Origin of the sequence: Enterobacter sp. 940_PEND, from assembly GCF_001059415.1 — a bacterium.
Classification (GTDB): domain Bacteria; phylum Pseudomonadota; class Gammaproteobacteria; order Enterobacterales; family Enterobacteriaceae; genus Enterobacter; species Enterobacter cloacae_M.
This window is the reverse complement of the sequence record NZ_JUMS01000093.1, coordinates 1-13,778: the sequence shown is the minus strand read 5'-3', so window position 1 is coordinate 13,778 and position 13,778 is coordinate 1. Positions and strand designations below refer to the sequence as shown.

At 56.0% G+C, this 13,778-nt stretch carries 11 protein-coding genes; 3 read left to right on the top strand and 8 right to left on the bottom strand.

The window, feature by feature from the left end; translation table 11 throughout:
* Positions 1-12: 12 nt before the first annotated feature.
* Both sbmA and ADJ24_RS12670 read right to left on the bottom strand, forming a co-directional pair.
* The gene (gene sbmA / locus ADJ24_RS12675) at positions 13-1,233 is read right to left on the bottom strand and encodes a peptide antibiotic transporter SbmA (RefSeq protein WP_023310526.1); all 1,221 of its coding nucleotides are present in this window, start codon (positions 1,231-1,233) and stop codon (positions 13-15) included.
* 115 nt (positions 1,234-1,348) lie between these two features.
* Positions 1,349-1,882 carry an isochorismatase family protein gene (locus tag ADJ24_RS12670; RefSeq protein ID WP_023310525.1) on the bottom strand — a complete coding sequence of 178 codons (534 nt, stop codon included), beginning with the start codon at positions 1,880-1,882 and terminating at the stop codon, positions 1,349-1,351.
* Between the two features lie 204 nt (positions 1,883-2,086).
* Between ADJ24_RS12670 and ampH the strand changes: the two genes are divergently transcribed.
* Positions 2,087-3,247, top strand: a complete 1,161-nt coding sequence (ampH, locus tag ADJ24_RS12665; protein WP_023310524.1) for a D-alanyl-D-alanine-carboxypeptidase/endopeptidase AmpH — start codon at positions 2,087-2,089, stop codon at positions 3,245-3,247.
* Between the two features lie 2 nt (positions 3,248-3,249).
* Here the strand turns inward: ampH and ADJ24_RS12660 are convergent, their stop codons facing one another.
* On the bottom strand, positions 3,250-3,873 hold the full coding sequence (locus tag ADJ24_RS12660) for a helix-turn-helix domain-containing protein (RefSeq protein ID WP_023310523.1): 624 nt from the start codon (positions 3,871-3,873) through the stop codon (positions 3,250-3,252).
* 92 nt (positions 3,874-3,965) lie between these two features.
* On the bottom strand, positions 3,966-6,743 hold the full coding sequence (locus ADJ24_RS12655; RefSeq protein ID WP_023310522.1) for an autotransporter outer membrane beta-barrel domain-containing protein: 2,778 nt from the start codon (positions 6,741-6,743) through the stop codon (positions 3,966-3,968).
* A gap of 455 nt (positions 6,744-7,198) precedes the next feature.
* Here ADJ24_RS12655 and hemB point away from each other — a divergent pair, with 455 nt between their 5' ends.
* Positions 7,199-8,173: a porphobilinogen synthase gene (gene hemB / locus ADJ24_RS12650; protein WP_000130706.1), complete on the top strand. Its 975-nt coding sequence runs from the start codon at positions 7,199-7,201 to the stop codon at positions 8,171-8,173.
* A gap of 127 nt (positions 8,174-8,300) precedes the next feature.
* On the top strand, positions 8,301-10,025 hold the full coding sequence (locus tag ADJ24_RS12645) for a lysophospholipid acyltransferase family protein (protein WP_023310521.1): 1,725 nt from the start codon (positions 8,301-8,303) through the stop codon (positions 10,023-10,025).
* Positions 10,026-10,094: 69 nt separating this feature from the next.
* Here the strand turns inward: ADJ24_RS12645 and tauD are convergent, their stop codons facing one another.
* The 4 genes from tauD to tauA are packed head-to-tail and all read right to left on the bottom strand — an operon-like array spanning position 10,095 to position 13,507.
* On the bottom strand, positions 10,095-10,946 hold the full coding sequence (gene tauD, locus ADJ24_RS12640) for a taurine dioxygenase (RefSeq protein WP_001547743.1): 852 nt from the start codon (positions 10,944-10,946) through the stop codon (positions 10,095-10,097).
* Positions 10,943-11,770 carry a taurine ABC transporter permease TauC gene (tauC, locus tag ADJ24_RS12635; RefSeq protein WP_023310520.1) on the bottom strand — a complete coding sequence of 276 codons (828 nt, stop codon included), beginning with the start codon at positions 11,768-11,770 and terminating at the stop codon, positions 10,943-10,945. Before tauC ends, tauD begins: the two co-directional genes overlap by 4 nt.
* Entirely contained in the window at positions 11,767-12,534 is a 768-nt protein-coding gene (gene tauB / locus ADJ24_RS12630; RefSeq protein WP_023310519.1) for a taurine ABC transporter ATP-binding subunit, read from the bottom strand. The genes tauC and tauB overlap by 4 nt, the downstream gene beginning before the upstream one ends.
* A 10-nt stretch (positions 12,535-12,544) precedes the next feature.
* On the bottom strand, positions 12,545-13,507 hold the full coding sequence (gene tauA, locus ADJ24_RS12625) for a taurine ABC transporter substrate-binding protein (RefSeq protein WP_001018397.1): 963 nt from the start codon (positions 13,505-13,507) through the stop codon (positions 12,545-12,547).
* Positions 13,508-13,778 lie beyond the last annotated feature (271 nt).

The window sequence follows — 13,778 nt, the reverse complement described above, 5'->3', positions numbered from 1 at the left end:
CAACTTCCTGTATTAGCTAAATGTGTTGGTGACTTCCTGCAGGTCACGATCGTCCAGCTCACGTTCAAAACTGCGCAGACGTTTGTAGATGGACATCAGTTCTACCAGGGTGGTCCAGGAGCTGATCAGGTACTGGAACGAGCCTCGAACCTGACCGAAAACGTTGGTAATCTGCGTCATCAGACCGAGCGTAATCGTACCCGCAACAATCGACGGGAACAGCAGGAACAAACCGAAAACGTTATCCACCTGCAGATACAAAATACGCGCGATGTTGAAATACATATAGTGGAAGTAGAGTCGGAAGTAGTTACGACGCACGGCGCCAAACAGCTCGCGGACGGTCGGCGGCGAGGCGCGGTTGGCATCATCTTCACCGTAAACCAGCTCTTTACGGTAAGCGGCTTCCACGCGTTGATTTTTAAACTCCAGACCCGGCAGCTTGATCCCCACTACCGCCAGCAGGCCCGTCCCCATCAGCGACCAGACGATCGCGGCAATCACCAGACCATACGGAATATGACCGACAATAGGCAGATCCGGCACGTGCGCAGAGAGCGTTACCAGCACGGGCAGGAAGGCGATCAGCGTCATGATGGCGTTGATAAAGCTGACGCCCATGTCTTCAAGGGTGGAGGCAAAACGCATGGTGTCTTCCTGCACGCGCTGCGCGGCGCCTTCGATATGGCGCAGGTGCTGCCAGTGCGCCATGTAATGTTCATTCATCGCGGTACGCCAGCGGAAAACGTAGTGGCTGACGAAGAAGTTGTTCATCACGCCGATGATAACCGCAATCAGGGCGATACCGAGGAAGATCCCGACTTCATGGTAGAACTGGTTGATGGTCACCTTGTGCGGCGAGCTCAGCGCGGTCTGGATCAAATCGTAGAACGGCGCATACCAGGCGTTAACCGCCACGCCCACTTCGACAAGAAACCAGGTGACAAAGATAATCAGCGATGTGCCGAGGATCGACCAGTACTGCCAGCGGTGCGGAGAATACATAAACCAGAACAGCGCAAACAGCCCAACGCACACCATATAGTAGGCGTAAAACAGCAGATAGCTCAGCGACCAGAAGCGCGCCGCGCTAATCGGCACCTCGCCCGTTGCTCCCGTGATACGCGTCAGCCATGCGCCGCCGCCCGCCTGCCAGAAAATGACAGCGATGAGTGCCCAAATAAATGCCGACAGGAAAAAAGGCCCCGGCTTTGGGAAAAAAGACTTAAACATAATGCTTCCTTCTTGTTGTTATGGCTGTTGCTGCGCACAACACGTTACCACACGAAAAACCTGCCCGAGCCAGCCTCCCGGCTCCGGCAAAAAGGTCAGACCCGAGCGTTAATTATTAGTTCGCTTTCCAGTTTTCAAGAATTGTTTCGGTGCGTTTCACCGCGAGAGGATTCGCCGGCGCGATGAAGTTACGCCAGACGTCGTTGTGGTGGTTAATCAGGATCTGCGCATCTGCCGCCGGGCGATTGGCGGTAGTGTGGGCATCTTCCGCCACGGTAATGTGATAACCCCGGCTGACGCCGTTCTTAATCGTCGCATCGACGCAGTAGTCGGTGGCGCAGCCGCAGATGACAAACTCGCGAATGCCCTGCTCACGCAGCAGCGCCTCTAGCGCGGTGTTATAGAAGGCATCACAGGCGGTTTTAGTGACGTAAAGCGCGTCAGCAGGCTGATGGAGTTCAGGCAGTAGCGCAAACCCTTCGCTTCCCTCTTCCAGGCCCCCGGCCTCGGTATGTTGAATAAAAATCACCTTGTCGGCTGCCTGCGTAAGCTGGTTGATCAGAGAGACACACTTTTCGCGCTGATGACGAGGGGTTTCAAATACCCCGTTCTGCATATCGACAACCATAACCACACGCTTCTCAGACATACCGTTCTCCGTAAGATTGAGTGACACTGGTGCCTATCATAAGCCCGATGTCACAAAATGGGAGATGGCTTGTCAGTAAATTGTTCATATTTACCCATGGTTACGTTTTTCTCGCTATCGTTATGCAATTCGGGGCATTGCGCGGTACCGTTTAGTAGTATAAATACCCATTACTTTCCTCATTCACTTCATGGATGCTTTTCGTTGAAACGTTGTCTGCTCTCTTTTGCCGCGCTGTGTGCGGTGAGCTTTTCTACCGCCCAGGCAGCCCAACCGCTGACGGCGCCCGTTTTAGCTTCAGATATTGCCGATCGCTACGCGAACCTTATCTATTACGGCAGCGGCGCGACCGGGATGGCGATGGTCGTCATCGACGGCAACCAGCGTGTGTTCCGCAGCTTTGGCGAAACGCGCCCAGGAAATAACGTTCACCCGCAGCTGGATTCCGTTATCCGCATCGCGTCCTTAACCAAGCTGATGACCAGCGAAATGCTGGTGAAACTGCTCGACCAGGGCGTGGTGAAGCTCGACGACCCGCTCAGCAAATACGCGCCGCCAGGCGCCCGGGTACCCACGTATCAGGGGACGCCAATCCGGCTTGTGAACCTTGCCACCCACACCAGCGCCCTGCCCCGCGAGCAGCCAGGCGGGGCGGCGCACCGTGACGTATTTGTCTGGCCAACGCGCGACCAGCGCTGGAGCTACCTGAGCACCGCCACGCTGAAGGCGGCGCCGGGTTCGCAGGCCTCTTATTCAAACCTGGCCTTTGACCTGCTGGCGGACGCCCTTTCAACGGCGGCTGGCAAACCCTACACGCAGCTGTTTGAAGAGCAGATAACCCGTCCGCTGGGTATGAAAGACACCACCTTTACCCCGTCCCCGGATCAGTGTCGTCGCCTGATGGTGGCGGAGAAAGGCGCTAGCCCCTGTAATAACACGCTCGCGGCCGTGGGCAGCGGCGGGGTCTATTCCACGCCTGGCGACATGATGCGCTGGATGCAGCAGTTCCTTTCCTCAGATTTCTACGCCCGCAGCAGCCAGGCCGATCGCATGCAGACCCTGATTTATCAGCGCACTCAGCTGCAACGCGTCATCGGGATGGACGTGCCGGGTAAAGCCGATGCGCTCGGCATGGGGTGGGTCTATATGGCACCGAAAAATGGCCGTCCGGGTATTATTCAGAAAACCGGCGGCGGCGGCGGATTCATCACCTATATGGCCATGATCCCGCAGTCAAACGTGGGCGCATTTGTGGTGGTCACCCGCTCCCCGCATACGCGTTTCGTCAATATGAGTGACGGGATTAATAACTTAGTGGCTGAACTGAGCGCCAATAAAGCCCAGGTGCTCACCGCGTCAAACTGATCTTAATATTCCGTGGGCAAGCGGTTGATGCTGACCAGCTTGCCCCGGCTCATGTTGATATAATTTCCCTGCCTCAGGGCGGCAAGCACCTCGGCAACAACGGAGCGTGAAATTCTTGTGCTCTGTTGAATATGATTCATCACACCGATTTTTGAACGCAGCGTTTCATCCCATTCCGCCATATTCAGCAGCATCGAGCGGATCTGGTGATAGGAGTTATTTCCCACCAGCTGCTTATCGCGTTTCTCAAGAATGTAAGTTATCCAGGATAACCAGCAGAAGGCCTCTTTCCAGAGTGAATACTGCTGGATAAGTTGACGGGTGGTTTCCGTGGGCAAATAAAAACCGGTACAGGCCGTTTTAGCAATTACCCTGTATTCGTGAGAGTGATTAATCACCACCGTAGACAGCCCGAATATAAAAGGGGCAGTCGCAATCCCCACCAGCAGTTCATCAGAAGTTCGATAAACCTCAATAACGCCGGTTTGTAATACGATCGTACAAGGCTCATTCCATTCGTCTGACGTAATTAATTGCTGGGGCGCACATGTAAAAGGAGTACTGGCCGCTGTTAAATACTGTTCGAGCCGGCGTAATTCAGAAAGCGGTTTCGCATTAACGTTCATGCAGACCTCAAGTCATCCGTATTTGTCGGTCCAATATTATTTTTATTACTTATATAAAAAGCGGGGGAGATAACCACTCCCCCCGCTTTTATTCATTTCCAGGTATATTTCACGCCCAGATTTGCGCCCCAGTTCTGATCAACGTCGCCGCCGCCCAGATAAGTGGCATCGGTGTACGCACTGAAGTTCTTCGTGAAGCTGAACTGGGTGCCCAGCCCTACCCGCACAGCGGAGCCTTTCACGCCGCTATCAATGCTGTCACCGTTAATATCGGCATTGTTATCGGCGTCGTCATAGACGTAGGCCAGTTTGAAGTAAGGCGTCAGAGCCTGTTCGCCGCCGTAGTTGAAGGTGTAACCCGTATCAACGCCGAGTTCATAACGCAGGCTATCGTAAGATTGCCCATCAACGCGCATGTCATTACTCAGACGATAATCATCGCCAGACTGGAACAGGCCAGAAACGGCGGCATATGGCGTAACGTAGCCAGAGAGGTTTGGCTTCCAGTCATAGCCCAGCTTCAGCCCAAAACCAACAGCATCATTCGTGGTATTGCCGTCAACGTACTGACCGTTGCTCATGTTGGCGGAGAGATCGCTGTTGAAGCGGGTGTAGCTCAGGGAGCTGTCGAGGAACAGATCGTTCATGAACTTCGCTGACGCATAGATCATCGCAGTCTGGCTATCCTGATCGACCTGACCGGTACGATCGCTGGTATCACCCTTCGCGAAACCTGCCGCACCACCGACGATCCACTTCGCGTTATTACCGTCAATCTGGGTGTCCACACCCACCATAATGCCGCTCACGTCCTGATCGTAGCTGATAACGCCATTGTCACCGTCGAAGTTGCCACCGAAGTAGCTCACCCACGCCCCGCCGTTATCCGCCAGGCCGTGACGGCTGTTGGTCAGACGCGTGCCAACGGTATCCTGCTGCAGATTCCAGATATTGGTATTGGCAGATGGGATGCTCAGCGCCATATTGGCAGAGTCGGTCAGCTCTTTCTGCTGAAGGACAACGGCGTCACCCTGCTGCTGCGCCTGATAGGTGTAAGCGCCTAAATCGGCTTTGTTTGCGGCAGTAAAGCTGACTGTGGTATCCGCATTATTGTCATAGACGCGAATAATCTCTTTGTTTTTGTAATCAGCAACGGAACCGGCACCGGTCGCATCGTCGATGCGCACCTGGTAGTTACCTGCAACGTCACCGTTTACTGACAGATGGCCATTAGAGTTAATCGCCACAACACCGTAGTCGTAATCGGCATTGTACTTATCGTTAGTGATATAGCGTGCGTTGTTCAAATCGCTGTTCAGGACGTAATCTCGGCTGGCAACGTTAAGCACCCCGCCATCGGTCAGTTCCATATTGTGCGTATCAACCTGACCCAGCCCCAGCGCCAGCTCAGCACCGTTATCCACGGTGATGGTGTTGGCATACAGTTGGGCCGTTTCTTCCGTCAGTGCCGCACGGCTATAGCTGTCCAGATACAGACGGTCGGTCGCCACGGCACCGCTGTCTCCAATATTCATTGATGAAGCATTGGTCAGGGTGATGGAGTCCGCCAGCAGGCCAGAGTCTTCGACGTTAACCTGAGACTGGTTGTTTACCGTCAGCGTGTCGATATTAGAAAGCTTGCGGGTATCCCACTCAGAGCCGTTATCCAGCGCGATGTTAAACAGCCCGCTCTGATACACCGCTTCACCCGCAACGTGTCCGTTGCTGTCATAAACGGAATCCGGCCAAATGCTGTTAGGGGATAAGCTACTCCAGTCTACGTTGCTGTAGCCCAGGCCATACATCTGCGCTGGGCCGATAGCCTCGACGCTGGACTGTGCTGCACCGACCCATTTGCTGCCGTTGGTCAGGGTGACATCCAGCTTATCGGTGCCATCCCAGCCGTTGGTGGTTGGGTTATAGACACCGTCTGCAGTGGTATCCGTAGCCGGATCGCCGTTCGGATAGAAGTTGTTGTCGAAGGTGCTGGAGAACAGAATATCGCCAGTAACGGTGGAGTGATCGAACGTGGCAGTGGTCTGCATCGCGTTATCAGACGCGCTAGCGGCAACGATCAGCGCCGCATCATCCGCCGCCGTGGCATTCGTTTCACCGTAGTCGCTCGGCTTCGCGGTTTGACCGTAGAACCCGTTGGTCCCCAGATCGCGGTACGCGCCTGAGGTCAGAACAGAGTCTTTCACCACCAGCGTGTCGGTAAATACTTTGCTGCTGTTGGCTACGCCTTCCACACCGTCGTAAGGGGTATTATCCGGCTCCTGATAACCCTGCGTCAGGGTAATACCGGCAATGTGGGAATTATTCTGGATAACAATATCGGACTCCACATCCAGGGTAATCGCATTACCCAGATTATACGTGTCCAGATTGTGTCTTTCCGTATTTTCCCCGTTCACGACATCATACGCATAATGCTCATAGGTATCGTTAATGGTGGAATTATCTACGGTCAGGTTAAAACGATCGTATTGAGAATGGTTGGTGCCATCGGTATCCAGGCCGTCAGCACACGAGGAGGTCATACACTTAGAGGTAATCATACCATTAATGGTGCTGTTGGAAATGCTTAACGCATTCGCCCGCCCATTGATGCCATCATCCAGATAGTATGTTGAAATAACACCATTCACGGTGCTTTTATTAATCACCGGATAAATATCGCCGTCGTGGGTCGCGTCTGAGTAATCCCAGTCGGCATAGCCATAATACCAGGGAGCGGAAGCGGTATTATCGTATCCGAATGTATTATATGTCGTACCGGAAATATCCTTCGCATTGGCCTGAGAAGCGATAGCCAGGGTGCAGGCTAATGCAAGTTGAGATACAACGAGTTTCTTTTTCCATGTTTGCATTGGGTCATCCCTCCTCAGGGACGTAAGCAAGTTTGTCCATCAATGATTTTGCAATGTTTAGTTTAATTGCGGAGGGAATTATGCATTTTCATTTCGAAAAGGTTCAATGAATGTTTCCATTAAGTCCGTATCCAGACTAATAACACATCAAAACCTAGAAATCATCTGTCACTACAGATAAATATTATAAAAACAAAGCATTAAAATAGAGACGAAACAATAATGTACATATAAAAATAAATAATGAATAATTTTCAATGATGTTTTCTATTTAATATAAAAACAATATGAATAACTTATCTCCATTTCGGCGTTATACTGTCCTGCATTATATATTGATGCCAAAAAACCAGACTCATCGCATTTTACAAAATAAAATGCCCACTTTTACCAAAACACCTGTCTTCACTTTGAGGTACACTAGCCTTCTTTGTTCCACAAACATCAGGCATACCATGACCGATTTAATTGCACGTCCCCGCCGCCTGCGCAAGTCACCTGCACTGCGCGCTATGTTTGAAGAGACAACCCTGACCTTAAACGATCTGGTGTTGCCGATTTTTGTCGAAGAAGAGATCGATGACTACAAAGCCATCGAAGCCATGCCGGGCGTAATGCGCATTCCGGAGAAATATCTGGCGCGTGAGATTGAACGCATCGCCAACGCGGGGATCCGCTCGGTGATGACCTTCGGCATCTCTCACCATACCGATGCCACCGGCAGCGACGCGTGGAAAGAAGATGGCCTCGTCGCCCGCATGTCCCGCATCTGCAAAGAGACCGTGCCGGAAATGGTGGTTATGTCAGACACCTGCTTCTGCGAATATACCTCTCACGGCCACTGCGGCGTGCTGTGCGATCACGGCGTGGATAACGATTCCACCCTGCTGAACCTCGGCAAACAGGCGGTCGTGGCTGCCGCTGCGGGTGCGGACTTCATCGCGCCCTCTGCCGCAATGGACGGACAGGTTCAGGCGATCCGTCAGGCGCTGGACGCGGCGGGCTTTACCGACACCGCCATCATGTCTTACTCCACCAAATTTGCCTCCTCCTTCTACGGCCCGTTCCGTGAAGCTGCGGGCACGGCGCTGAAGGGCGATCGTAAAACCTATCAGATGAACCCGCTTAACCGTCGGGAAGCGATTCGCGAATCCCTGCTCGACGAAGCCCAGGGCGCAGACTGCCTGATGGTGAAACCTGCGGGCGCGTACCTTGATATCCTGCGCGACATCCGCGAGCGCACCGAGTTGCCGCTGGGCGCTTACCAGGTCAGCGGCGAGTACGCGATGATCAAATTCGCCGCGCTGGCCGGTGCGATTGACGAAGAGAAAGTGGTCCTCGAAAGCCTCGGCGCCATCAAACGCGCAGGCGCGGATCTGATCTTCAGCTACTTCGCGCTGGATCTGGCCGAGAAGAAAATTCTGCGTTAATCCGCTTTAGCGCCGGGTGGCGGCTTCGCCTTACCCGGCCTGCTCTCTGCGCTAATCTTCACCAAACTGCAATACAACCGACATCTGCGCCTTCTACTGTCTTCGCAAGACGGCAGGAGGAGTAACCATGTTTAGCCTCGATAGCGTTCTCGACGATCTTTGGCCTCAGGCGAGGCCTGCCCCCTGGCAAAAAAGTCTGTTAAAAAGACTGTTCTACGAAGACGAATTTCAGCAATTTGCCGCAGCACACCGCCACCTGAAAGGGCTGGATATGGTGGAGCAAGTTCTGGAACACCTTGATATTCTCTGCACCGTTTCCGCCCGCGATCTTGAACAAATCCCCGAACATGGCCCTCTGGTCATTATTGCCAACCACCCGACGGGTACGCTGGACGGTCTGGCGCTGATGTACGCCGTTTCTCGCGTGCGACGCGATGTTAAAGTCGTCACCAACAGGATGCTGACCCACCTTGAGCCCCTCAGCTCGCTGTTTATTCCGGTGGATAATATGGGCGGCAGGACGGCGAAAACGTCTCTTGTGCAGATGGAACAGCATCTGCAAAACGCGGGGGTACTGATTTTCTTCCCGGCCGGTGAAGTTTCTCGTCCCACGCGCAAAGGCATTCGCGACAAAAAGTGGCACTCTGGCTTTATCAAACTCGCCAGCAAGCTGCGCGCTCCGCTGCTGCCGGTACATATTCAGGCGCATAACAGCCTGCTCTTCTATGCCAGCACGCTGGTCTCCCCGACGCTGTCAATGCTGTTACTCATGCAGCAGATGTTCCGCCGCCGCCACAGCCAGCTGCCGATTAAGATCGGCCAGCAGATTGCCTGGCATCACTGGCACAGCGCCACCCTTTCGTCGCGTGAGATGGCCGAACAGTGCCGTCAGCACGTGATGCGTCTTGGCAAGGGATTGCCTGGCGTCTTTAAAACCCAGTGCGCCATTGCCCGCCCGGAAGACCGCGCCACCCTGAAACGCGCGCTGGCGCAGGCCGAATGTCTGGGCAATACCAGCGACGGTAAAACCATCTATCTTTGGCAGCGCAACGGGCAGGAAGACGCCCCGCTGCTGCGCGAGCTGGGCCGCCTGCGCGAGATTGCCTTTCGCGCGGTCGAGGAAGGGAGCGGCAAACGTCGGGACACCGACAGCTACGACGATGATTATCTGCACCTGATCCTGTGGGATGAGGACGATCTGGAGATCGTCGGGGCGTATCGCTTTATGCCGACGGCCATGCAGATCGAAAAGCGCGGCGTTGAGGGGTTGTACAGCTATAGCCTGTTCCACTACGACGACAAAATGCAGGACGTACTGGAGCACGGCATTGAGCTGGGGCGCAGCTTTATTCAGCCGCGCTACTGGGGACGCCGCGGCCTGGACTATTTATGGTCCGGCATTGGAGCCTACCTGGCGCGTTATCCGAACTACCGCTACCTGTTTGGCCCGGTCTCGATTTCCGGTGGCTTACCGCCTGCCGCACGGGATCTGCTGGTGGCCTTTTACCGCCTGTGGTTCCCGGCAACGCATCCGCTGGCCGCGTCACGTCAGCCGTATCCCGCATCGCTGCCGGACGTGCTCGCGCAGTTTGGCGGCGTGGATTACGTGGATGACCTGACAAAGCTGAAATCCCTGCTCGGCAATCTGGGCTGCGGCATTCCGCCGCTCTACAAGCAGTATTCCGAGCTGTGTGAACCCGGCGGCGTGCAGTTTATTGATTTTGGCAGCGACCCGGCGTTTAACGACTGCGTCGACGGACTGGTGCTGGTGGATTTGTGTTACCTGAAGGCGAACCGCTATCAGCGGTATATTGAGGCGCATTTAATACCCTCACCCCAGCCCTCTCCCTAAAAGGGAGAGGGTGAAAACCGCACCGGGCAGTCCCCTCGCGCCTTTGGGGAGAGGGTTAGGGTGAGGGGATCAAGGCGCACGATAAAACGGCTTATCCCCCAAAATCGTCGCCCGCTGCATAATCCGGCGCTGCGGCAGATAGTCCGCATTGGCATAGTGCTGCGTTACGCGGTTATCCCAGATCGCCAGGTCGTTCTCCTGCCAGCGCCAGCGGACCTGAAACTCCGGCCTGGTGATATGCGCGAACAGGAATCCCAGCAGCGCCTCACTCTCTTTCTCGGACACGTCCACGATGCGCGTCGTGAACCCTTCATTCACGAACAGCGCCTGCTTGCCCGTGACAGGATGGGTCCGCACCACCGGGTGCAGCAGCGGAGGATGCTTCGCAACCGCCTCCTGCCAGCGCTGATGTTCCTCTTCCGTTTTACGGTACTTGTATTCCTGGAACGATTTTTTGAAGTCGTGCTCCGCCCGCAGCCCGCTCAGCAGCGTCCGGAACGGCGCGGAGAGCGCCTCATACGCCGCAATCCCGCTGGTCCACAGCGTATCGCCGCCGGTTTCCGGCAGCAGCTTCGCCGCCAGAATCGCCCCGGCGGGAGGCGTCTCGATAAAGGTTACGTCGGTGTGCCAGTTGTCGTTATCCGGCGGGTTATCGTTGTGGGTGTCCAGAACGATAATCTCCTCCACGCCTTCCGCATGCGGATAGACGGGGTGGATATGCAGATCGCCAAAGCGCAGGGCCAGCGCGCGCTGCTGCTGCGGGGTGATCGCCTGTTCCCGCAGGAAAACGACCTGATGGCGCAGCACCGCGTGGTACAGCTGCTCGAACTGGTTATCGCTCAGCGGACGGGTCACATCCAGGCCCGACACCTGCGCGCCAATGTACGGCCCCAGCGGGGTAATGGTCAGACGTTCACTCATTGTATTTCTCCATGCCAGGGCGTCAGGCGGCGCTGTAACGCGCGCAGCCCCAGTTCTAATCCGAAGGCGATCGCGGCGATCACCGCGATCCCTGCCAGCACCACGTCAGTCGCCAGGAACTCTCCCGCCGACTGCACCATAAACCCAAGGCCGCGCGTGGCCGCAATCAGCTCTGCCGCCACCAGCGTGGACCAGCCCACGCCGAGGCCGATGCGCAGCCCGGTTAAAATTTCCGGCAGCGCGCCCGGTAAAATCACGAACAGCAGCACCTGCGTGCGGCTGGCTCCCAGCGACTGCGCCGCGCGGATCCGCACCTGCTGGGCGCTCTTCACGCCTTCCAGCGTTGACATTGCAACCGGCGCAAAGATCGCCAGATAGATGAGTAAAACTTTGGGCGTTTCACCTATGCCGAACCAGATAACCACCAGCGGCAGCCAGGCCAGCGGCGGCACCGGACGGTAAAGCTCAATCAGCGGGTCGAGTATGCCGCGCACCGTCGGGCTTAAGCCCATCGCGATCCCGACCGGTATCCCGATAATTACCGCTGCCAGAAGCGCCACCAGAATACGCGCCAGACTTGCACCTAAGTGCTGCCAGAGCGTGGCATCCATAAAGCCCTGCGGCCCGGCGATGGTAATGAGTTTGACCAGCACCTGGCCCGGCGGCGGCAGAAACAGCGGGCTGACCCACTGCTGGGCAGCAACCGCCCACCACACCGCCAGCAGCACCAGCAGCGTACCGACGCTCAACGTGATTTGGCGCGAGAAAGGCCAGCGCAGCGCCAGACGCGTGCGGCGCGTTTTTTCACTGAAGACGATGCTCATGAGAAAGCCTCCCGTTGTTCAAACACGCGGCTTAAGACGTATTCACGCTGTTCGATAAACAGCGGATCGGATTTGATGCTGCGCACGGGTTCTCCCGCGACGAAGCGGCGGGCGAAATCCAGCGGCAAGCGCTCCAGCACGCGGCCCGGCCCCGGCGAGAGCAGCACCAGCTCCGTCGCCATAAACACCGCCTCTTCGATATCGTGGGTAATCAACAGCACCTGCTTGCCCGTCTCGTGCCACAGGCGCAGCAGCAGGGTTTGCATCTGCTCGCGGGTGAAGGCATCCAGCGCCCCGAACGGCTCGTCCAGCAGCAACAGCTGCGGATTCGCGGCCAGCGCGCGGGCAATACCCACGCGCTGCCGCTGGCCGCCGGAAAGCTGCCAGATAAAGCGTTTTTCCGCCCCTTCCAGCCCCACTTTTTTCAGCATCGTCCGTGCCGTTTCCAGCCGCTGTTCGCGATTGACGCCCGCAAGCTGTAGCCCAAACGCCACGTTTTCCTGCACGTTGCGCCAGGGAAGCAATCCTTCGTTCTGGAAGACCACGCCGCGCTCGGCGCCCGGGCCTTCCACCTTTTTGCCTTCCAGTTGGATGGTGCCATGCTGATAAGGGACAAACCCGGCGATCAGATTCAGCAGCGTGGTTTTTCCGCACCCGGACGGGCCCAGCACCACCAGCAGCTCACCGCTGTCCAGCGTCAGGTTGATGTCCTCCAGCGCGGGCTTACCGCCGTAATCGGCGTACAGGTTCGTAATATTCAGCATGGCGGACTCCTTATTTCACAAAACGATCGGTCACGTACTGGCTGTAATCCGTCGCCACCGCTGGCACTTTGCCCTGCTCTTTCAGGAAGGTGGCGGTATCAACAATCGCTTTGTTTACCGGCCCGGTAAGCTGCTGCACCTGCTGCGCGGGGGTCAGATAGGTATTGCCTTTCACCAGCCCCGGCACGTCCGCTTCCGGCACGCCGCTCAGGCGGGAGAGTTTTTCCAGGTTGGCGGGCTGCTTCAGCCATTCATCCGGGTTAGAGATGTACGGCTGCTGGGCATCAATCGCGCTTTTGGCGAAGGCTTTCACCACCTCAGGATGTTTCTCGGCGAAGTCTTTGCGCACGACCCACACGTCGAGGGTTGGCGCGCCCCACTGGCCCACTTTTTCTGAGTCGGTCAGCACGGTGCCGTCTTTTTCCAGTTCGTTCACTGCCGGTGCCCAGACGTAAGCCCCGTCAATATCCCCGCGCTGCCAGGCCGCGATAATCGCCGGCGGCTGCAGGTTGATGATTTGTACCTGACCCGGCTTGATGCCCCAGTGTTTGAGCGCCGCCAGCAGGCTGTAGTGGGTTGTGGAGATAAACGGCACGGCGATGCGTTTGCCGATCAGATCTTCCGGTTTAGTGATGTTTTTCTTCACTACCAGCGCTTCTGAGTTACCGAGCTGCGAGGCGAGCAGGAAAACCTCGATCGGCACCTGCTGGCTGGCCGCCACCGCCAGCGGGCTGGATCCGATATTGCCGATCTGCACGTCGCCGGAGGCTAACGCACGCACCACGGATGCGCCGCTGTCGAACTTGCGCCAGTCGACTTTCGCGCCGCTCTCTTTCGCAAAGGTGTTGTCCGCCTGCGCGACTTTCGCCGGTTCCGCAGAGGTTTGATACGCGACGGTGACGTCCACCGCCTGCGCCTGAAATGCCCACAGCGCCAGTGCGCCGAGAAGTGTGATTCGCGATGAAATTGCCATAGTGCCTGCTCCCCTTGTTGTTATGAGGGCAGTATTTCCGGCGCGGGAATTTTGATAAAGGAATAAAAATGAATCGCTCATAACGATTCGTTTTTAGATAAAAAGCGGGAAAGGATAGCGAATTTTGTGCGGTTCGTTTTTTCCCTCTCCCCGTGGGCGGAGGGTTACCCAGTAATTTTTTCACCTGAAGTGATGCATGTGGTTTCAGGAAAGTGAATGGCTTACAGCGATGCCCTGGTCCGGCTGTAAATCGCCGAAGCGTTTCCGTAAG